Annotated in this window: 23 protein-coding genes, 1 tRNA gene and 1 pseudogene; 13 read left to right on the forward strand and 12 right to left on the reverse strand. The window is 59.2% G+C overall.

Going from position 1 to position 19,371, the window contains the following annotated elements:
- The first annotated feature begins 11 nt into the window (after positions 1 to 11).
- The 3 genes from fliS (at position 12) to amyA (ending at position 2,383) form a co-directional block, all read left to right on the forward strand.
- Positions 12 to 425: a flagellar export chaperone FliS gene (gene fliS / locus GKQ23_RS14735; protein ID WP_212408650.1), complete on the forward strand. Its 414-nt coding sequence runs from the start codon at positions 12 to 14 to the stop codon at positions 423 to 425.
- Positions 422 to 787 (forward strand): flagellar protein FliT, encoded by a 366-nt coding sequence (fliT, locus tag GKQ23_RS14740; protein ID WP_212408651.1) that lies wholly within the window; start codon positions 422 to 424, stop codon positions 785 to 787. The genes fliS and fliT overlap by 4 nt, the downstream gene beginning before the upstream one ends.
- Before the next feature lie 108 nt (positions 788 to 895).
- Complete coding sequence (amyA, locus tag GKQ23_RS14745; protein ID WP_212408652.1) at positions 896 to 2,383, forward strand: alpha-amylase; 1,488 nt, start codon at positions 896 to 898, stop codon at positions 2,381 to 2,383.
- A gap of 403 nt (positions 2,384 to 2,786) precedes the next feature.
- On the opposite strand, the gene yedD is transcribed toward amyA, so the two are convergent.
- A complete protein-coding gene (yedD, locus tag GKQ23_RS14750) occupies positions 2,787 to 3,275 on the reverse strand; it encodes a lipoprotein YedD (RefSeq protein ID WP_212408653.1) in 489 nt (162 codons plus the stop codon).
- A gap of 165 nt (positions 3,276 to 3,440) precedes the next feature.
- Between yedD and GKQ23_RS14755 the strand changes: the two genes are divergently transcribed.
- Entirely contained in the window at positions 3,441 to 3,764 is a 324-nt protein-coding gene (locus GKQ23_RS14755) for a DUF6388 family protein (protein ID WP_056234187.1), read from the forward strand.
- Between the two features lie 96 nt (positions 3,765 to 3,860).
- On the opposite strand, the gene GKQ23_RS14760 is transcribed toward GKQ23_RS14755, so the two are convergent.
- From GKQ23_RS14760 to GKQ23_RS14770, 4 genes are all read right to left on the reverse strand, one after another.
- The gene (locus tag GKQ23_RS14760; protein ID WP_072166322.1) at positions 3,861 to 4,034 is read right to left on the reverse strand and encodes a YodC family protein; all 174 of its coding nucleotides are present in this window, start codon (positions 4,032 to 4,034) and stop codon (positions 3,861 to 3,863) included.
- A gap of 177 nt (positions 4,035 to 4,211) precedes the next feature.
- Positions 4,212 to 4,343, reverse strand: coding sequence for a hypothetical protein (locus GKQ23_RS24085; protein ID WP_256442794.1), 132 nt, complete (start codon positions 4,341 to 4,343; stop codon positions 4,212 to 4,214).
- A 61-nt stretch (positions 4,344 to 4,404) separates the two neighbouring features.
- Positions 4,405 to 5,316, reverse strand: coding sequence for a DUF808 domain-containing protein (locus tag GKQ23_RS14765; protein WP_056234193.1), 912 nt, complete (start codon positions 5,314 to 5,316; stop codon positions 4,405 to 4,407).
- Positions 5,317 to 5,327: 11 nt separating this feature from the next.
- On the reverse strand, positions 5,328 to 5,603 hold the full coding sequence (locus GKQ23_RS14770) for a hypothetical protein (RefSeq protein WP_056234195.1): 276 nt from the start codon (positions 5,601 to 5,603) through the stop codon (positions 5,328 to 5,330).
- Between the two features lie 170 nt (positions 5,604 to 5,773).
- Here GKQ23_RS14770 and yedA point away from each other — a divergent pair, with 170 nt between their 5' ends.
- A complete protein-coding gene (yedA, locus tag GKQ23_RS14775) occupies positions 5,774 to 6,688 on the forward strand; it encodes a drug/metabolite exporter YedA (protein WP_056234198.1) in 915 nt (304 codons plus the stop codon).
- 165 nt (positions 6,689 to 6,853) lie between these two features.
- On the opposite strand, the gene GKQ23_RS14780 is transcribed toward yedA, so the two are convergent.
- On the reverse strand, positions 6,854 to 7,327 hold the full coding sequence (locus tag GKQ23_RS14780) for a very short patch repair endonuclease (RefSeq protein ID WP_212408654.1): 474 nt from the start codon (positions 7,325 to 7,327) through the stop codon (positions 6,854 to 6,856).
- 28 nt (positions 7,328 to 7,355) lie between these two features.
- Positions 7,356 to 8,780: a DNA cytosine methyltransferase gene (locus GKQ23_RS14785; protein WP_212408655.1), complete on the reverse strand. Its 1,425-nt coding sequence runs from the start codon at positions 8,778 to 8,780 to the stop codon at positions 7,356 to 7,358.
- A gap of 201 nt (positions 8,781 to 8,981) precedes the next feature.
- On the opposite strand from GKQ23_RS14785, the gene GKQ23_RS14790 reads away from it, so the two are divergent.
- Positions 8,982 to 10,586: a methyl-accepting chemotaxis protein gene (locus GKQ23_RS14790; RefSeq protein ID WP_212408656.1), complete on the forward strand. Its 1,605-nt coding sequence runs from the start codon at positions 8,982 to 8,984 to the stop codon at positions 10,584 to 10,586.
- Between the two features lie 88 nt (positions 10,587 to 10,674).
- On the opposite strand, the gene GKQ23_RS14795 is transcribed toward GKQ23_RS14790, so the two are convergent.
- Both GKQ23_RS14795 and GKQ23_RS14800 read right to left on the reverse strand, forming a co-directional pair.
- Positions 10,675 to 10,920, reverse strand: a complete 246-nt coding sequence (locus GKQ23_RS14795) for a hypothetical protein (protein ID WP_056234208.1) — start codon at positions 10,918 to 10,920, stop codon at positions 10,675 to 10,677.
- Positions 10,921 to 10,993: 73 nt separating this feature from the next.
- Positions 10,994 to 11,698: a phosphohydrolase gene (locus GKQ23_RS14800; RefSeq protein ID WP_056234212.1), complete on the reverse strand. Its 705-nt coding sequence runs from the start codon at positions 11,696 to 11,698 to the stop codon at positions 10,994 to 10,996.
- A 571-nt stretch (positions 11,699 to 12,269) separates the two neighbouring features.
- Here GKQ23_RS14800 and GKQ23_RS14805 point away from each other — a divergent pair.
- From GKQ23_RS14805 to cspA, 5 genes are all read left to right on the forward strand, one after another.
- Positions 12,270 to 12,926: a hypothetical protein gene (locus GKQ23_RS14805; protein WP_212408657.1), complete on the forward strand. Its 657-nt coding sequence runs from the start codon at positions 12,270 to 12,272 to the stop codon at positions 12,924 to 12,926.
- A 173-nt stretch (positions 12,927 to 13,099) separates the two neighbouring features.
- Positions 13,100 to 13,897, forward strand: coding sequence for a DgsA anti-repressor MtfA (gene mtfA, locus GKQ23_RS14810; RefSeq protein ID WP_056234219.1), 798 nt, complete (start codon positions 13,100 to 13,102; stop codon positions 13,895 to 13,897).
- 210 nt (positions 13,898 to 14,107) lie between these two features.
- Positions 14,108 to 14,183: transfer RNA gene (locus GKQ23_RS14815), tRNA-Asn, on the forward strand.
- Complete coding sequence (locus GKQ23_RS14820; RefSeq protein ID WP_212408658.1) at positions 14,151 to 14,462, forward strand: hypothetical protein; 312 nt, start codon at positions 14,151 to 14,153, stop codon at positions 14,460 to 14,462. Before GKQ23_RS14815 ends, GKQ23_RS14820 begins: the two co-directional genes overlap by 33 nt.
- Positions 14,463 to 14,882: 420 nt before the next feature.
- On the forward strand, positions 14,883 to 15,095 hold the full coding sequence (cspA, locus tag GKQ23_RS14825) for an RNA chaperone/antiterminator CspA (RefSeq protein ID WP_056234222.1): 213 nt from the start codon (positions 14,883 to 14,885) through the stop codon (positions 15,093 to 15,095).
- A gap of 122 nt (positions 15,096 to 15,217) precedes the next feature.
- On the opposite strand, the gene GKQ23_RS14830 is transcribed toward cspA, so the two are convergent.
- A complete protein-coding gene (locus GKQ23_RS14830; protein ID WP_212408659.1) occupies positions 15,218 to 16,240 on the reverse strand; it encodes an NADP-dependent oxidoreductase in 1,023 nt (340 codons plus the stop codon).
- Between the two features lie 80 nt (positions 16,241 to 16,320).
- A pseudogene (locus tag GKQ23_RS14835) lies at positions 16,321 to 16,455 on the reverse strand (SDR family oxidoreductase); the annotation flags it as partial.
- Between the two features lie 151 nt (positions 16,456 to 16,606).
- Between GKQ23_RS14835 and GKQ23_RS14840 the strand changes: the two are divergent.
- Both GKQ23_RS14840 and GKQ23_RS14845 read left to right on the forward strand, forming a co-directional pair.
- Positions 16,607 to 17,140, forward strand: coding sequence for a TetR/AcrR family transcriptional regulator (locus tag GKQ23_RS14840; RefSeq protein WP_212408660.1), 534 nt, complete (start codon positions 16,607 to 16,609; stop codon positions 17,138 to 17,140).
- Positions 17,141 to 17,424: 284 nt separating this feature from the next.
- Complete coding sequence (locus GKQ23_RS14845) at positions 17,425 to 17,994, forward strand: GNAT family N-acetyltransferase (RefSeq protein WP_212408661.1); 570 nt, start codon at positions 17,425 to 17,427, stop codon at positions 17,992 to 17,994.
- A 188-nt stretch (positions 17,995 to 18,182) separates the two neighbouring features.
- Here GKQ23_RS14845 and GKQ23_RS14850 read toward each other — a convergent pair whose 3' ends face one another.
- A complete protein-coding gene (locus GKQ23_RS14850) occupies positions 18,183 to 19,253 on the reverse strand; it encodes a LacI family DNA-binding transcriptional regulator (RefSeq protein WP_056234236.1) in 1,071 nt (356 codons plus the stop codon).
- Positions 19,254 to 19,371: the final 118 nt, after the last annotated feature.

Genomic DNA, 19,371 nt, shown 5'->3' on the forward strand with positions numbered 1-19,371 from the left:
AAGGCATTGATATGTATAAAAATTCGGGCGCGCAGTTATATCAGAAAGTGGAGCTGGAGAGCAGCGTGATGAGCGCCAGCCAGGCCCAGCTGATCAACCTGCTGTTTGACGGGGCGCTCAGTGCGCTGGTGCGCGCCCGTCTGTTTATGCAGGATGGCAATATTGAGGGCAAAGGCAACGCCCTCTCCAAGGCGATCAATATTATCGAAAACGGCCTGAAGCAGGGTCTGGCCGATAACAGCGGTGATGAACTGGCGGACAACCTGCTGGCGCTGTACGACTACTGCGTGCGGCGTCTGCTGCACGCCAACATTCGTAATGACGTGGCGGCGGTGGAAGAGGTTGAAGGGCTGGTGCGTAATATTGCCGATGCCTGGAAGGAAGTGGGTCATCTTCCGGCCCCGGTTCAGGATGCCGTATCATGAAAATAACCCCCTCTTTACAGCAGAACTATCAGCATCTGCTGCAGCTGAGTCAGACCATGCTGCGGCTGGCGAATCAGGGCGACTGGGATACGCTGGTGACCGAAGAGGCCGAATATGCCGCCACGGTCAAACGCATTGAAGCGGTCACTGTTGTGACGCCGCTGACCCCGGTCGCGCTGCAACAGCTGCGCCCGCTGCTGCGCCATCTGCTGGATAACGAGATTGAAATTCGTCGTCTGGTGAAACGCCGTCAGGATGAGCTGGGCCAGCTGATGAACAACAACACGCAGCAGAAAAACGTGCTGAAAGCCTACGGCAATATGGCCGGTAACGTACTGATGCACCCCACCGCCAGCCGCTAACTTTCCCGTTATACCGGGGTGCACAGACAAAATAATTATCTTTGCGCCCCGCTATCTTTTCCTCCCCCCTCTTCCATACTCAATTTTCCCGTCTGATGAAAATGGAGCATGGATATGCGCAATCCCACGCTGTTGCAGTTTTTTCACTGGTACTATCCCGAAGGCGGCCAACTGTGGCCGGAAGTGGCCGATCGCGCCGCCAGCCTGGCCGAAACCGGCATCAGCCTGGTGTGGCTGCCGCCGGCGTATAAAGGGGAATCCGGCGGGTACTCGGTCGGCTATGACAGCTACGATCTGTTCGACCTCGGCGAATTTGAGCAGAAAGGATCGCGTGCCACCAAATACGGTGATAAAGAACAGCTGATTGCGGCCATTGAGGCGCTGAAGGCACACGGCGTCGGCACCCTGCTTGACGTGGTGGTCAACCATAAGATGGGGGCCGATGAGAAGGAGCGGGTGCTGGTGAACCGCGCCAACCCGGATAACCGCGAGGAGATATCGTCTGAGGTAATTGAGGCCGATATCTGGACGCGCTTTACCTTCCCGGCGCGCGGTGGCCAGCACTCAAAATTTGTCTGGGACTACAAGTGCTTTAACGGCGTCGACCATATCGAAAACCCCGATGAAAACGGCGTGTTTAAGATCGTCAACGACTATACCGGCGATGGCTGGAACGAGCAGGTGGACGACGAGCTGGGCAACTTCGACTACCTGATGGGCGCCAATATCGACTTCCGCAACCACGCGGTGACCGAGGAGCTGAAGTACTGGGCGCGCTGGGTGATGGACGAGGTGCACTGCAGCGGCTTCCGGCTCGACGCGGTAAAACATATTCCGGCGTGGTTCTACAAGGAGTGGATCGAGCACGTGCAGGAGGTGGCCGAGCAGCCGCTGTTTATCGTCGCCGAGTACTGGTCGTTTGAGGTGGATAAGCTGATGCAGTACATCGACCAGGTGGAGGGTAAAACCATGCTGTTCGACGCGCCGCTGCATATGAACTTCCACCAGGCCTCGCTGCAGGGCGCGGACTACGACCTCAGCCAGATCTTCAACGACACGCTGGTGGCCCGCGATCCGTGGCACGCGGTGACCATCGTCGCCAACCACGACACCCAGCCGCTACAGTCGCTGGAGGCTCCGGTTGAGGCGTGGTTTAAACCGCTGGCCTATGCGCTGATCCTGCTGCGTGAAAACGGCGTGCCGACGGTGTTCTACCCGGATCTGTATGGTGCCAGCTACGAGGATGAAGGCGGCGACGGCGGCCAGTACCGGATTGAGATGCCGGTGATCCCCGAACTGGATACGCTGATCCGCGCCCGCCGCGACTACGCCCACGGAGTACAGACCGAGTGGTTCGATCACCCCAACTGCGTGGCCTTCGCACGCAGCGGCACGGAGGAGCTGCCGGGCTGCGTGGTGATTATGTCCAACGGTGATGAAGGCGAAAAAACGCTGGAACTCGGCGAGGGCCTGGCGAACAAGCGGTGGCACGACCTGCTGGGCCACCGCGAGGAGAACGTGGAGAGCGACGAACACGGCAACGCCACCTTCCGCTGCAACGGCGGCAGCGTCAGCGTCTGGGTTCTGAGCGAGTAAAGCCTTTACACGGCGTAAAGCATCGCGGCGGGCTCGGATGCCCGGCGTATTGGGACTGCCCGAAATTTCTGGTGTTGCTGCCTTTGTTCGGACCAGATCCTGAGTTCGTCATAGTACTGACAGACACTTCCTGCAGACATCTCAGAATCTGAAGCGAAGGGAGCCTGTACACGTAGCAAAGCATCGCGGGCCATGGACGGCCCGCGCTGAGCTGTCATGGATGACGCTTTTTGCGTCTTTGCGGAGTGTACAGGCTCCCTGAGCCCGTCACGGTATTAACAGGCGACCCTACAGACAACGCAGATCCTGAAGCAAAAGGAGCCCGTCACGGTTTTACAGGCGACCTGAGCCGTGCACGATGCAGCACCAGACAGCGCTTTCAGGCTCCTGCTTCGCCTGTCAGCTATTTCTTCTGCGTATAGATCATACCGCTGTGATGCTTTTTCTTTGGCTCTTCACCTGCCACAGCAGGTTTCTTTACCGCCACCGGGGCTGTCTGCAACGTCGCCAGCGCATCACTGCACTCTGCCGTCGGCTGCGACACCTTCTGCAGCTGCAGCTTATCGTAGTGCAGCGTGCTGCCCTCCAGCACCAGCGGCATCACCCGCGACTGGTTATTAACGTTGACCCAGTCACCGTCCAGCAGCGTCACTTTGCCCGGCTTGGCAATCACCCGCTGCCACTGGCGGCAGTCCAGCGTCTCACCGCTGGCGGTGACGATCAGGCTGGCCTGCGCCTGCGGGCTGACCAGCCCCTTTTGCGGGCCAAAGGTCTGCCAGTTGCCGACAAGCGCCGACGGCGGCGGGGTAGTTACCGCGCTGTTATAATCGGTCAGCTGCGCACAGCCGCTCAGGGTAACCACTGCCACGCCTGCCACAATCCACTTTTTCATTTTTTTGTTCCTGGTTAAGCCATTACGCGCTACGTTAAAAGGTTTCCTGCCGCTGAGCAAGCGCCATCCGCCCCGAATTGGCCGCTTTACGCGGGCCGCCCTCTCCTTCCCTTTGCCCCGCCCGCGCGTGTACACTAGCGGCGCAATCAGCCATCCAGGATCGTTATGAAAACCGTAGAAGAGTATTACGCCATTGCCAAAGATCTTTTCCTGGCAGCCCACCCGGAACTGCAGTCCGGCATTGCTAACCTGACCGCAGAACAGGCCGCCGCCGTGGGTATGAGCCTGGAGCAGCTGCAGGCGATGCAGAAAGACCGCGCCTACGCGGCCTACGTGCGCGAAAAAAAGCTGGACGGGGTGCTGTTCGCCATTCAGCTGGCCGAACCGGACAAAGAGGTGATGGTCGAGGCGATCGAAACCTACCTGCGCAGCCATGCAGAGGCGCTGGGAATGAGCTGGGAAGAGTTTTGCATTAAGAACGAGCTGTAATCACTGCGGGCGCGGCGGCGGGCGTACCACAAGCGGCCTGCCGCCGGCGAAAATTCGGGGCGTCCGGGCTGGCCGGTGCGCCCCCTGCAGCACGTCTTAGTCGGTCACGCGCGCCGCAGCAAGCGAAGCGAGATCGTCTTCGCGGAAGGCTTCACGGCGTACGCTGAAGCCGTCATACCAACGACATTCGACCATACCGCTGGCATAACCCGTCACGATCATCGCCGGGCCACCTTCCTTATGTTGCACTTCATCGCTGACTGAAAACATCGTAAAGCACCTCCTTTTCGGTTAAATGACCCGTTAGTTATAGCACCGGCGTCATCGCAGTGCCGTTAACAGAAGGTAAATCAAATGTTAAATTCAAATAAGCGCTTAATTTTTAAAATATAAAAAAAACGAGTAATTTTTATTACTCGCTTTTAATGTGAAGCCGGTCACGGACGCTTAGATCTTGCAGCCTTCGCAGTCGGCTTCATCGCCCAGGTCGGCCGGCAGCTCGCTGGCCTTCTTCTCGGCGTGGGCTTCGGCCTGTTCCAGCTCGGCGTCGATATCAAAATCAAAAATGTCGTCTTTCATCACATTGCTCCCGTTAAAGTCAATCCGGCCGCGGCGAAGGATTACCGCAGCCGGGCGCACGTTATACCGATTTGCCGCGTAGTTTAGCAAGTCCGTTCACCGCTAACAGCACAATCGACCCCACAATCAGACCGACCACCAGGTTAGCGCCGTTGCTGACCAGCGCGCTGAGCACGCCGTGCATGCCGTGGCTGAACTGCTCCAGCGGGTGGTGCAGCTGCGGCAGGCCGTGAACGATAATGCCGCCGCCGACCAGGAACATCGCCAGCGTGCCGACCACGGTGAGGATCTTCATCAGCCGTGGTGCGGTCGCCACCAGCACGTTGCCGGTGGCCTGCGCCAGCGCCGAGCCCTTCTTCTGCAGCCAGAATCCGAGGTCGTCGATTTTCACAATCCCGGCGACGATGCCGTACACGCCGACGGTCACCAGGATGGCGATACCGGAGAGCACCAGTACCTGGTTAAGCAGCGGCGCGTCGGAGACGATGCCGAGGGTGATCGCCACGATCTCGGCGGAGAGGATAAAGTCGGTGCGCACCGCACCTTTCACCTTCTGCTTCTCAAACGCTTTCGGGTCCTGCTGCGCCACCTGCAGCAGCCGCTGTTCGCGGGCCTGCGGGCTCTCCTGCGTCTTATCCTTATGCAGGCTGTGCAGCACCTTCTCCACCCCTTCATAACAGAGGTAGGCACCGCCGATCATCAGCAGCGGGGTGATCGCCCAGGGGGCAAAGGCGCTGATCAGCAGCGCCAGCGGCACCAGAATCAGCTTATTAATAAACGAGCCTTTCGCCACGCCCCACACAACCGGCAGCTCGCGGTTGGCCTTCACGCCGCTGACCTGCTGCGCGTTCAGCGACAGATCGTCACCCAGTACCCCGGCGGTCTTCTTCGCCGCAATTTTGCCCATCACCGAGATATCGTCCAGCAGCGTGGCGATATCATCCAACAGCGTCAGTAAACTACTTCCTGCCAAAATACCCTTCCTTATTCATCGACATCATGCTGACAACAGGGGCACAGCTCAAGCTCACTTACCGCCATATCGGCGATGCCGTCACAGTCCCACTCAACGCGCACCGGCTGGCCTGCCGCTTCCTGGTGGTGCAGATACTTGCTGACCGGGCTTTCCGTCATCCCGCTAATCTCTTCGGTGGCGATCAGCCTGTCGCCAACGTATATCCGCGCCGTGGCCCGGCCGTTGACCATACGTTCGCCGCTAAGCTGATACAAACGCCTTACCGTCAGTTTTACACTGGCCATGTTTCATCCTGAGGGAGACAAAGAACAAGAGGGATCGATCTAAACAATTATGCGCGGCAAGTGCAAATTTTGTAAAAAAATTTGCCGCCGGAATGAAAAACAGGTTGCCACCTGCGGTAAAAGGACGAAAATCCCTGCCCTGGACTTCTGATCAATCGGACTGAGACACCATGACCCTACGCCGTTCCCCTGCCCTGCTGTCGCTGGTGGCAGCGCTGTTTTCCCTCTACTTTATCTGGGGCTCCACCTATCTGGTGATCCGCATCGGCGTGGAGAGCTGGCCGCCGTTGCTGCTGGCCGGCCTGCGCTTCAGCCTGGCCGGTGCGGTGCTGCTGGCGTTTCTGCTGCTGCGCGGCGAGAAGCTGCCTTCGCTGCGCGCCTCGCTTAACGCGGCGATCGTCGGCGTGCTGCTGCTGGCGATGGGCAACGGTGCGGTGACGGTGGCCGAGCACCAGCACGTGCCCTCCGGGCTGGCGGCGCTGATGGTCGCCACCGTGCCGCTGTTCGCCATGTGCTTCAGCCGGCTGTTTGGCATCCCGACCCGCTGGATTGAGTGGCTGGGGATTGCGGTCGGGCTGGCGGGAATTATTCTGCTCAACAGCAGCGGCCACCTGGCGGGCAACCCGTGGGGGGCGGTAATTATCCTGATCGGTTCGATGACCTGGGCCTTCGGCAGCGTGTGGGGGTCGCGCATTGTCCTGCCCAACGGCATGATGGCCGGCGCGGTGGAGATGCTGGCCGCCGGGGCGGTGCTGCTGATTGCCAGCACGATCAGCGGTGAGCAGCTGACGCAGAAACCGGCGCTCTCCGGCTTCCTGTCGCTGGGCTACCTGGCGCTGTTTGGCTCGGTGATCGCCATCAACGCCTATATGTTCCTGATCCGCAACGTCAGCCCGGCGGTGGCCACCAGCTACGCCTACGTCAATCCGGTGGTCGCGGTGCTGCTCGGTATCGCCTTTGCCGGCGAGAGCCTGATTGCCCGCGAGTGGCTGGCGCTGGCGATTATCGTCTTTGCGGTGGTGCTGGTGACGCTGGGGAAATACCTGTTTCCGGGGAAAGGGGTGATCCGTAACAGCGGTGAGTAAACGCCGTCGGCGGATCTGCTGCCCGCCGTGTAGCGGGCAGCCTCAACGTACCAACAGGTTGCTGCATTTCACTGCTCAGCTGCCGGGTAACCTCAGGTAAGGTTTACGCCGCGCTGGCAGATGGCATTCCTGGCCGTATCACCCTATTTTATGCGGCGTGATGTCCTACCCGGCCAGCCGGTGGATCCCCCGCTGGTCGATCTCGCCGTTATGGTCGGCGGCGCAGATCCACTCCTCCAGTCGCGCCTGCAGTGCCGCCTCGTCAAGCCGGTGTTTGCCGCGCAGCGCGCACTCCCAGACCAGCAACACCTTCCAGCCCGCGGCGTTCAGATCGGCGATATGCCGCCGATCCCGCGCCACGTTAGCGTCGATTTTTCCCAGCCAGAAGTCGGTGCGGGTGGCGGGCGTTTTAAACAGGTAACAGTGATGGCGGTGCCAGAAGCAGCCGTGCACGAAGATAATCGCCTGATACTCCGCCAGCACAAAATCCGGCCGGCCCGGCAGCGCGCGGTCCTGAGCGGTAAACGCCAGATCCAGCGCCGTCAGCTGCTGCGCCACGCGCTGCTCTGGCGCCGTGTCGCGGGTGCGGATGGCGCGCATATTCTTGCTGCGCACGGCGGGGGAATGTACGTCAGCCATCAATCCTCCCAGGTGAAAATATCCCTGCTCACCGGTCGCCCGGCTTACCGCGCAGCGCCACCGCCTGTTCGATCCACGGCTTAAGCAGTTTCGCTACCGCCGCAAAGGCCGGCACCACCACCGAGTTACCAAACTGGCGGTACGCCTGGGTATCGGACACCGGGATGCGGAACGCATACTTGCCGGGCTGCTCGAAGCCCATCAGCCGCGCGCACTCGCGCGGGGTCAGGCGGCGCGGGCGGCGCTGCTGGTTAGCGGCGTCGTTGAAGTCCACTTCGCCCAGCTCCCGGTCCCAGCCGCGGTCGATCAGGATCTCCGAGCCATCTTTATAGTAGCGGGCGGAGAGCGTGCGCACCACGCCCTGTTCATGCGCCGGGTCGACCAGGCCAAAGCCAAAGCCGTTGCCGCGCGCCTGGTGCTTCTTCGCGTACTGGTAGAGATAGTTCCACAGCGTCGGGGTGAGGATGTACTTCTCGTCCGGCTGCGGCTCCAGCAGCGCCCTGAGCGGCGTGCGCTGCGGCGGATAGAGGCCGGGGAGCGCGCTGAGGCTGAAGGCGGGCAGCTGCAGATCGCGGCGGAAGCCCACCAGCACGATGCGTTCGCGGTGCTGCGGCAGGAAGTGACGGCCATCGACAATTTTTGGATCGCCGGCTCCGGTCACATCGGCATCCGCGACGTCGTAGCCCAGCTCGTCAAGGGTGGCCATAATGATGCGGAAGGTGTTGCCGCCATCGTGGCTTTTCAGGTTTTTAACGTTTTCCAGCACGAAAATCGCCGGGCGTTTAGCGGTAATAATCCGCGCCACGTCGAAAAACAGCGTGCCCTGTGCTTCACATTCAAAGCCGTGCGCGCGGCCAAGGGCGTTTTTCTTCGACACACCGGCCAGCGAAAACGGCTGGCAGGGAAAACCGGCCAGCAGCACGTCGTGATCGGGCACCTGCTGGCGGATATGCTGATAGGCCTGCTGCTCGTCCACCCCAGTCTGGCCGCTCAGCGTAATATCGCGGATATCCTGATTAAAGCGGTGCTGCTGCTCGTCGCAGTACCAGTTGGCCTTGTAGGTGCGCACCGCGTGCTTGTTCCACTCGCTGGTGAACACGCACTGCCCGCCGATCGCCTCGAAGCCGCTGCGGATACCGCCGATACCGGCAAACAGATCGACAAAGCGGAAGGCGTAGTCAGGGTGGTGCGCCGGCGGTGCGGGCAGCATCGAGTGCAGCAGGCTGACCTCCGCCTCGCTGAAGGCCTTACGGCCGTTGCCCTTTACCCAGCGGTTGATGGACTCCCGCGTCCACTCCTGCTGGCTGACCTTGCGCAGCGTGGCCGCCACGGTCTTCTGGTCATAGATCTCCAGAACCCGCAGCAGCAGCTGACGATCCTGCTGCTGCTTCTGTTCGGCCAGCTGGCGCGCCTGCTCTGCCAGCTGGCTGGCTACCTGATCAAAATCGCTCATCGTCACTCGATGTATAAGGGGTGAATGCGTGCCAGTCTATCACTTAGTTGACCCAGTGAGGACTCAAATCAGCGCGTTGAAAAATTGGCAAATTTGCCTTAATCCGCAACGATCCGCCGTTTGCCATCAACAATCCAGCGCTGTAACACAACCGTCATGATTGCCGCCAATACTGCGGTTTTTTCTTTTCAGGAATGCCTCATGTCCCTGCTTTCGGTTCTGCCGCTGCGCCGCCTTCGTTTCTCACCGCTTGCCCTGCTGCGCCTGCCCGCCGGGCTGAAGAGCCTGCGCGGCGGCTTTACGCTGTTTCTGCTGCTGTTTGTGCTGTTGCAGTGCCTGAGCGTGCTGGTGCTGACCCGGCTGGTGGCCAGCACCGGACACGGCGTGGCCACCGCGCAGCAGCTCAGCGCCCGCCAGGCGCTGCTGGATAAGGCGCGAATGGAGCTGTTAACCGCCAGTGATAACAGCCACCGCGCCGGCATCTATCTGATGCAGGACCAGCAGAGCGGGTCGGTCGACAGCTGGAAGAGCCTCGCCGACGGCGCTCAGCAGTCGCTGGACGCCGCCCGTGCGCTGTTTGCCCGCTACCCGGCGGAACAGGGCGGCCCCCTGCAGCAGAACTTCAGCCTGCTGGCCGACGGGCTGCAGGAGCAGCTGAAGGGCCTGCACGACAGCAATATCGACGCCTTCTTTATGGTGCCGATGCAGGCCTTTCAGCAGCAGTTTAATGACGCTTATTACGCCGAGCTCAGGGCGGCCGCTCAGCAGTCAGCTGCGCTGAGCCAGTCGACCCTCAGCTCGCTGACCAACAGCCGCAACCTGTCGCTGGCGGTTTCCGCGCTGCTGGCACTGATGCTGCTGCTGGGCGGCGGGCTGCTGCTGCGCGGGGTGGTCCTGCCGCTGAACCGGCTGGCCGGCTGGCTGAACCACATCGCCACCGGCGACCTCTCGCGCCAGCTGCCGCCGTCGCGGCTGCAGGCCGTTGAGATCCGCCAGCTCAGCCACAGCGTGGCGGCGATGCAGGACGGCCTGCGGCAGATGGTCGGGGAGATCAACGCCATCGCCGGTGCCGTACACCGGTCCGCCGACAGCATGGCGCAGCACAGCGAGGCGTTTGGCAGCCATAACCTTCAGCAGCGCGCGGCGTTCGACCATATCAGCCAGCGCCTGAATCGGGTGGCGGAAGAGGTCGGTCACAGCGTGGCGTTCACCCGCCACGCCACCCAGCAGAGCCAGGACGCTGACGCCCTCACCCGCCGCTGCGGCGACGTGGTGCAGGCGGTAGAGGCACAGATGCGGCAGATCGTCGATGCCTCGGGTGAGATCGCCGGTATCGTCACCCTGCTGGACAGCATCTCAATGCAGACCCGCCTGCTGGCGCTGAACGCCGCCATCGAGTCGGCGCACGCCGGTGCCTGGGGGCGGAGCTTCTCGGTGGTGGCAAAAGAGATTGGCCTGCTGTCGCACAAAAGCAGCGCCTCGACGCGCGACATTGACCAACTGATCGGCAACACCCAGCAGCATATCGGCCACGGCTTTAGTCAGGTACAGTCGCTGGAGGGGTTGTATCAGCAGATTGCGCAGGCCGTCTCCGGCGTGGTCAGCCAGCTGGCGGATCTGCAGCAGAACGCCGACGCGCAGAGCCAGCGTGTTACCGCTATCGCCGGCGAAATCGGCCGCTTAAATGAACAGGTGCAGCAGAGCGAGCAGCTCACCCGCCGCAGCGGCGATACCGCCGGCGCGCTGGTCGATCACGCCAGCCGGCTGGCGCACAGCGTCAGCCAGTTTGTCCTGGACAGAGGCTGACCCAGGCAATAAAAAAGCGGGCTGGCAGGATAACCGTTAAGATTATCCCGCCAGCCCGCTATCGGCTGTTCAGCGCAACGTCAGTGGATTACTTCTTCTTTTTGCCTTTTTTCAGCAACGTGCGGATCTGCTTCAGTTCAGCCGCGGTAAGCGGAGCGCCCTCTTCGGTGGTTTCAGTGTGATCCACTTCCGGTTCGGCCACGGTGGAGAGCGACTGGATCAGGCGCTGGCTGACTTCGTAGCTGATAGTGGTCTGGTTTTCCAGCGCCAGCGCTTTCAGGGTCTCTTTTAAGGCGGGATCGATCTTCAAAGTTAAGCTAACGGTGTCGGTCATACCTGATTCTCCTAAGAATGTTCTCAGACACCGTAGCCTGTTAGAGGGTGATTCACCATACTGTCATAAAAATTTAATATTTGGCTGAATTCTGCGCAAACTCTGCCAGCACCTCGCGATCGAGCCCGCAGAAGTCGCCCTTAAGCTCGGCGCACAGTTTGGCCATATAGGTGACCAGAAAATCGGCGTTATGCTGCGCCAGCCGCCGCCCTTCTGCGGTCTGCATGGTTTCAGGCAGCTTAAGTAATTTGCGCTGGAAATGGTCCAGCGCCCACTCGGCATCATCCAGCGGCCTTTCGCGCGCCAGCGGGTCGTGGCTGTCAAACAGCGAACGCCCTAATGCCCCGGAGACGTAGAACACCCGCGCCAGGCCAATCGCGCCCAGCGACTCGAGCCGGTCGGCGTCCTGCACGATTTTTGCTTCCAGCGTCTCCGGCGTTACCGCCGCGCTAAAGCTGTGGGCGTGTACCGCGTGCATCACCGCCGCGATTTTATCGCCGGGGAAATCGGGGAACGTCTGCTGCAGAATGCGGCGGGCCTCCTCCGCGGCCTGCGCCGAAGCGAGATGACGCTGCGGGTGATTCTTCGGCAGATTGACGATGTCATGGAAGTAGCAGCTGGTCAGCACGATCAGCGGATCGGCATCGCTGCCCTGCATAATGCGCTGCGCCGTCTGCCAGACGCGCGTCAGGTGCGCCACATCATGCGCCTTATCCTCTTTCTGCCAGGTCGCATGCAGGAAGGTTTCAAAACGGGATTGCCAGTCGGTCAGGCTCATAGACTTCTCCTTGTTATTCAGACTTGTCGAGATGTCAGCGGGATTGTCCACTGCAACAGGCGGTTCGTTTCATCACTTAATGCGATCTGTATCAAATTTATAGCCCTGGAGGAACGGTTTCAGCAACCCCTTTATTGGGCTGCATCACAGATTGTACGTTTTATCGGCGCGCGCGAAGATGAGTAAGAACAGATAATGAACAACGGACTTTTTATCGCCGACCGGCTCCGCCTCGCTGGCATCGCAAACTGCGGCAATAATTAACCATCAACGGAATTACCTATCGCTTGCCGAAAAATACGATGCTTAACCGAATTGTAATGCATTAATATTGCAGTTATTTTACGCCCAAACAGCGCGTTTATCGCGTCCTGCCCCGGTGGGCTAATCAATCCTTCTGGCGAATTGTGATCTGCCGCCGCCCTGCTGGTTTTTTATAAGCTATGCTGATGTTTAAAATGGCGCAAAAGTGACTCACTTTTGCAGCATGAGTTTCGAAAATTCTGTATTGTAATTTCAGCTATTTCATACCACTGATTCGATACGGGACTGCAACACAGAGGTACCACTCATGAAAGAACGCCCGATTCTTTTCAGCGAACAGCGCGTCCGCGCTCTGCTGGCCGATCGCCAGCGGCAGACCCGTCGAATTATGAAATCACAGCTGCCTGGCCCCGCCCAGGATAATCATGAAGGCTGCTACGGCATTGACGTGCTGCATAATCAGCAGCAGGGCAATCGGGTCACCGGCATGGAAAACCTCAGCTTTCACTGTCCGTTTGGCCAGCCCGGCGATCGGCTGTGGGTCCGCGAAACCTGGCGCGGCCCGCTGGTCTCCCCCACCGAGGTGGCGCACTATCAGCGGCAGCCGGCCGCCTTTGAAAACAGCGCCTACTGCCAGTACCGCGCCGACAGCGGCGACTGGGACGGCGAACCGGATAACCAGCACTCAGGCTGGCAGGCCGGGATCCATATGCCGCGCTGGGCCAGCCGCATCACCCTGCAGATCACCGGGGTGCGGGTAGAAAAAGTGCAGGCGATCAGCGAGCAGGATATCGAGGCGGAAGGCGTGCAGTACACCAGCCACTTCCTTAACAGCTTCTTCGCTGCGCAAACCCCCGGCGTAGCGCCGCAGGACGCCTGGCGCAGGGCCTGGGCCACGCAGTACGGTGATACCAGCTGGGAGGTCAACCCGTGGGTGTGGGTGATCGACTTTAAGCGCCTGTAAGCGCTGCGGTTTGCCGTCTTTTTCAACGCGTTTTGCGCACCGTCACAGACATTTCTGTCGATAACTGATTGAATACCTCTCGTTTTCATTTCAACGCTGCCATTTTCTCCGGGGTTGCACGCGCGCCCTGGCTGCGGCATGGTATAGCCTCTACCGGACAGGAGCCGCACAGCATGTTTAAATGGCCGTGGAAAGATGACGAGCGCGCCGCAGGCGCGGAGCTGCCGTGGCAGCAGGCGCTGGCTATCCCGCTGCTGGCGGCGCTGGATCAGTCTGAACGCCAGGCGCTGGTCGCGCTGGCCGCCCGCTTTTTGCGCCAGAAACGCCTGGCCGGACTGCAGGGTTTCGTCGCTGACGACCTGCAGCAGTGCCGGCTGGCGCTGCTGTTCTGCCTGCCGGTGCTTAACCTCGGCTACGACTGGCTGGACGGCTTCCACGAGGTGCTGCTCTACCCCGCTCCCTTTATCGTCGAGGACGAGTGGCAGGATGACTTTGGCCTGGTGCACCGCGAACGCATGGTGCAGTCCGGCCAGAGCTGGCAGCAGGGGCCGGTGGTGCTCAACTGGCAGGATATTCAGGACTCGTTCGACTGCTCCGGCTTTAACCTGGTGGTGCATGAGGTCGCGCACAAGCTGGACGCGCGCGGCAGCGGTGAGGCGACCGGCATTCCGGCGATCCCGCTGCGCGAAGTCGCGGGCTGGGAGCGCGACCTGCATGCGGCGATCGATGCGATTCAGGAAGAGGTGGACCTGCTGGGCGAAGAGGCGGCGACCATTGACGCCTACGCCGCCAGCGATCCGGCCGAGTGCTTTGCCGTGCTCTCCGAATATTTCTTTAGCGCCCCCGAGCTGCTGGTGGAACGCTTTCCCTCGCTGTACCAGCGTTTCTGCCAGTTTTATCGCCAGGATCCCGCTTTACGATTGCAACGCTTTAGCGACAGTTCGGCTACCGCGCCAATCCCTGTTAGCTGACGCCGGCAGGCCGCCCCCATCACAGCCATAGTGGCGGCGGTAAAGCCTTGTTAAGGGTGTTAAGAATGAATACGCCAGCTGGGGGAAATGACCACGTATATGTTCAATTATGCGCCGGGTTGCTGTAAACGCAGCCAGTTGAAAGCAAACATGTTTTTTGCTGTTGACAGCGCGGGAACAGATCGTTAATATTCGCCCCGTTCACACGATTCCTCTGTAGTTCAGTCGGTAGAACGGCGGACTGTTAATCCGTATGTCACTGGTTCGAGTCCAGTCAGAGGAGCCAAATTTAAGAAGCCCGCTCAGGAAACTGTGCGGGCTTTTTGCTTTTCCAGCACAACAAGCCCCTGGAGGCTCCTCCACTAACCCGTTCAGCCCCTTCAATGGCCCCGCCGACATCAACCCGCACCGGCAGGTGATGAAAAACATCCGGGACGCCACCTTACCGCAGGCCGGAAGCCACATGACCTTTAATATTGGCGTCGGCTGCAGTGATTTATTTCCCTGCAATGGCTGGATCAACTCGTCTGTTGATTATCATCAGAGATTGAAGAATCTTATATGATCGCTCAGTGCCGTAAGGCGGGTCTGGGCGCACAACCGCTTTCACGGTACTGCCAGATAAAACCCGTTAAGCCGGCGATACTGTTAGGTTTTGCGGCACATTCCCCGGCAGAAATTGTTGCAGGTATAGAGAAACTGGCACAAACACTGAACCCGTGCTGTGCAACGTCTGGCATCATTACGGACAAATAACATTAATAAAATCAAACCTTGACAAGTAAACTCAAACGAGACTACTATGGCGTCATCGGTTTGGAATACAGACCTTATGAACGCAGTTTTAGTAAAGCAGTCCTCATTTCAAGTGATATCGCCAGATACTCTTCTTCATGAGCCTCCTCCTAAGTGCCGCATAAGTCAAAATCTGCAAAACAGGCCATGTTCGCCACGTCAGTGGCTCAAAAAATGAAAGGAAGTATCTATGTCTAACAAAATGACTGGTTTAGTAAAGTGGTTCAACCCTGAGAAAGGTTTCGGTTTCATCTCTCCTGAAGATGGCAGCAAAGACGTGTTCGTACACTTCTCTGCTATCCAGAGCAACGATTTCAAAACCCTGGACGAAGGCCAGAAAGTGGAGTTCTCTATCGAGAACGGCGCTAAAGGTCCATCAGCTGCCAACGTTGTTGCGCTCTGATAACCAGCCACTCACCGGCGCTTTTTGTCGCGATGAAGGCTAAAGCCTGAGCCAATAAGCGAAGTGAAGTGATAAAAAAAACCGCCTTGTGCGGTTTTTTTTTGTTCATTTTCCAGCGAACGTTATGACTTCGGCATCTCAATCACCACTTTCCCCTTCGCACGCCCTGCCGCAAGGTAAGCCAGTGCATCCTCAGTTTCAGTAAATGGAAACACCCTGTCTACCACGGGTATGATCTGTTCCGCTTCGATCAGTTTGCTGATTTGGCTGAGCTGCCCGCCATCAGGATGTACAAAGAGAAAGGAATACGTCAGGCCGCGTTGTTTTGCTAAACGCATTATTTTGCGGCTCATCAGCCCGAAGACCAGCCGTAAAACGACGTTTAATCCACGCTCCCGCGCAAACGCGGCGTCTAACGGCCCGATAAGGGAAACAACCTTGCCGCCAGGCTTGAGGATCCGGGTGGATTTTTCAAGCACATCCCCCCTGAGCGTGCCAAGCACCACATCATAGCCACTCAGCACGTTTTCAAATGCCTCCTTTTTATAGTCAACCACCTCGTCAGCACCAAGCTGCGTTACCCACCCGACGTTGCCGGTGCTGGTGGTCGTGGCCACCGTTGCGCCAAGGTGCTTCGCCAGTTGTATCGCAAAACTACCAATGCCCCCCGAACCTGCCGGGATGAAAACCTTCTGACCCGCGCGCAGCCCGGCGCGCTCGTTTAAGGCCTGCCAGGAGGTCAGGGCCACCATCGGCAGCGCAGCCGCCTGCACGAAATCCAGGTTTGCCGGTTTTAACGCAGCGGCACTTTCAGGCACCACGGCAAATCCGGCCAGAGAGCCGGTTCCCGTATCGAAAGTGCTGGCGTAGATTTCGTCGCCGGGCGCAAATCGCGTTACGCGGCGTCCCACGGCCACCACCACACCCGCCAGATCGCTTCCCAGTGTGGCAGAGAGTTTAAAATGCAGCACCGGCTTAAATATTCCGGTTGGGATCATGTTATCGATTGGATTCAGGCCGGCCGCATGCACCCTGACCAGAATCTCCCCGGGACCGGGTGCAGGACAGGCGATCTCTTCGAATCCCAACCCGGGGGATTTACCATAGCGTTTGAAGGTAAAGGCTTTCATCGTTTTATTATTCATTTTGTTAAGGTTGTGAGGGTCTCCTCTGCGTGATGAGAAGACCGTCCATACGGAATGATTTAACGGGTTTTATAGCGCTCTGCGACCTCTGCCGACTGCGTCAGATCGGCAGGCAGTACATCCACAGCAATACCATTCTCCTGTCGCAGACGCCCGGCCAGCGTTTCCAGTCTGGCCTGGTCACGCGCGACCAAAACCAGGTCGTGGCAGCGCAGAACGACTCGCTGACCTCCCCCTGTCTGCCGGAGAGAAGGGGTGGTACAGGCTTAATGATGATGGTCGACATCTAAAAAGTCAACCTGTTTGATTATGGTCATCATCAATGTATAATTATGACCTGCATTGTTTAAGAGGGTCGGAACAGCCATGAAGGTGTCAAAAGAGCAGGTGCGGGAAAACCGTAAGCGTATCGTTGAAACCGCCTCGGCGTTGTTCCGCGAACGGGGCTATGACGGTGTCGGCGTCGCAGAGCTGATGTCGGCGGCCGGTTTAACGCACGGCGGGTTCTACAAGCACTTCGGCTCTAAGGCCGACCTGATGTCAGAGGCCATGAGCTGCGGGTTTTCACAATCCGCAGAGAGCACTCAGGGTGTGAGCCGGGAACAGTTTGTCGAATTTTACCTCTCCCGGCAGCACCGCGACTGCCGGGGCAACGGCTGTGTAATGTCGGCGCTGGCCGCGGATACCGCCCGCCAGCCCGGACTTATTAAGGCGACGTTTGCCGCCGGGATTGAACGTCAGCTGACCCTGTTAGCAGCGGAAAATGGCGCGACACGTGCCGACCTGATCGACACCATCGCACATCTGGTGGGTGCACTGGTACTGTCCCGCGCCTGCCCGGATGACGATCCTCTGGCAGATGAGATTCTGGACGTGTGCCGGTCGCGTATTCTCAGCTAATAAGGTACTGGCACCGCGACAGCGTTATAGCGGACCCAACGCAGACGGCAGGACGTGCGTGAAATAACGAAAGCCTGACGACGACAGAGCTCCGCCAGCATCAGGGGTTCGGTGCCGCTGGATAACGCGCCCAGCAACAGGGCTGATGTCGCCCACAACGGCGGCAGATAGCTGACGCGCGACGCCGTTATTTTCCAGTTGTGTTTAAAATTCACGCCCGCTAATCTGTTATGCACATCAGGAAAACAGAGTGACTTCAGTCAATTACTTGCAAGGAAGGATCAATGTCAAACGCGGTCAATAACGTTCAGGTCAGGGAAGCTACCTCCGGCGATATCCCTTCGCTGCTCAGCCTGCTGGCGAAATACCACACCAACACCATCAGTGACCACGAGCGCGATCAGGGTTTTGTCACCACCAACATTAACGCGGAGCAGTTGGCCAGCCTGATAGCGGACGAACGCGGGGTGATCGTCAGCAGCGACGCCGACGGCAGGGTGGTGGGCTTTATTATTGCCGGCTCATGGCAGTTTCTCAGCCGCTGGCCGATGTTTGAATATATGGCAGGCGAGCTGGATAAATACCAGGTTGGCGGGCTGACGCTGAACGTCGATAACTCCTATCAGTACGGTCCGATCTGCGTCGATTCAGCCTGGCGCGGCCTGGGCCTGGCCGAGGCGATGATTGACGCGCACTGCGCGATCTTCAGACAGAAGTACAAGGTGCTGGTGACCTTCGTTAATGAGATCAACCCGCGTTCGATGCACTTTCATCTGAATAAGGTCGGGCTGGCTTCCGCCGGTGGCTTCAGCTTTAACAACAACCAGTACCAGATGCTGGTCAGGACGCTGTAATCGAGGTATTTACTGCAGGCCCTGACAGGCCTGTACTAACGGCCTTCTGACAACCTGCCCATTCGGCGTGATTTCAGGTCCGGAAACGGTACACGTACGTCTCTGTTTTCCGGACCGATATTATCCTTTCTCAGTAAATCATCCGCAGATTAACGTTCTCCTCCCCCGCAGCCTGATGTTACCCGTATTTACCCCAGCCGGCTGGCAATCGCCCGCAGCTGTTCGGCAATCTGCTGTAAATCCCGTTCCGCCTGACCGGCCACGCCGCTGGAATTGCGCACCACCAGCCGGGCCGGCAGGATCGACGACGAGCGGCTGACGTCATCATCGCTGGCCTGCAGGATATGCTCCACCGCCTCTTTTCCCTGACGATCGAGATCCAGCGACACGGTACTCAGCGACGGATGGAAGAAGGCGCTCTCATAAGTATCGTCGTAGCCGATCACCGAAATCTGCCCCGGCACCGCCACGCCGCGCTGGTGCAGCGCGCTGAGCACGCCGAGCGCCATCTGATCGTTACCCACCAGCAGCGCGGTGAAGCCCGACGACTCATGCAGCATCTGCAGCACGCCGCTGTAGCCGCTCTGCGCGTCCCAGTTGCCGTGCACCACGCTGACCGGCTGCAGCCGGTAGCTTTCCAGCGTTTCCTGCCAGCTCTTCAGCCGCAGCCGGGCGGACACCGACTCCTGCGGCCCGGCCAGCAGGGCAAACTCGCGGTGCCCCTGCTCATAGAGATATTTCACGCTGGCGCGGGTGCCGTCGGCCGGGTTAAACGAAACGTTAAACACCGAGCTGAACGGGTCGACGTCGAGGAACAGGCAGAGGATATCCTGGTTCTGCTCGACGATGTGCTCTGCGTCCGCCGTCTCCAGCGGGACGTTTACGATCACCTTATCCACCAGCTGCGACTTCAGTTCGTTAATCGCCGACTGCAGGCTTTGACTGACGTTCTCATCGATCATGGCGATCAGCACCTGATAGTCGGCGGCGTTGGCGTAGCGTTTCACCGCGGCGGCCACCTGCGACGGCGCGTGCAGCGCCAGCGAGGTGGTCACCAGCCCGAGGGTGGTGCTCTGCTTGCCCACCAGCTGCTGCGCCAGCCGGTTCGGCACGTAGCGCAGCGCCTCGATGGCCTTCTCCACCCGGCTGCGCGTGGTTTCCGAGACGTTGGCGGACTTGTTCAGCACGCGCGAAACGGTCTGATAGGAGACGCCAGCGTGGCGGGCGACGTCCTCTAAAGTGGCACTCTTCGATTTCATGGCTGGCATCCCTGATGGCAGATGGACGAATTGTAACACAGCCGCATCAAGGGACAGGTCAACTCAGTCTCAATGGCAACAGAATAACAAATAAGTACGACGTTCACATGTCAAAATC

Origin of the sequence: Erwinia sp. E602 (assembly GCF_018141005.1) — a bacterium.
Classification (GTDB): domain Bacteria; phylum Pseudomonadota; class Gammaproteobacteria; order Enterobacterales; family Enterobacteriaceae; genus Erwinia.